Here is a 397-nt window from a genome sequence, read left to right on the forward strand (position 1 = left end):
TTACAACTGTGAAGAAGGACTTAAGCGAGGTTAAGCGGGTAGTCTTGCTTCCGACTGAGTTCATGGGGGAACAACCTGGTGAATCAGACTGGAAGCTCGTTAAGGAAATTTCCAAAGATATGCCAAATGGGTGGGATGCCTTAAAAATTAGCAACTTCCCAACCTATAAGGGATCATACAATATGGATTCACTACCAAAAGGGCACTTACCATCGGTTGTTTATGGCAGTGCGCAATACTTTATTGACCTAAGCAAAATTCAAGAAATTTTTGCTAACCATGGTTACACGGTCAAGTATGCTAACAACAACGGTAAAGCTCAGGAAATGCCATTCTATGCATACGTCACCCTGCCACTGGCAAAACGTGTTGATGATGATAGACCTGTCTATAATGA

1 pseudogene is annotated in these 397 nt (G+C 42.1%); it reads left to right on the forward strand.

From position 1 onward, the window contains the following. Positions 1 to 62 precede the first annotated feature (62 nt). Positions 63 to 397, forward strand: a pseudogene (locus CP368_RS10235) (mucus-binding protein); the annotation flags it as partial.

The sequence above is a fragment of the Lactobacillus sp. UMNPBX17 genome, assembly GCF_002553735.1.
Classification (GTDB): Bacteria; Bacillota; Bacilli; order Lactobacillales; family Lactobacillaceae; genus Lactobacillus; species Lactobacillus gallinarum.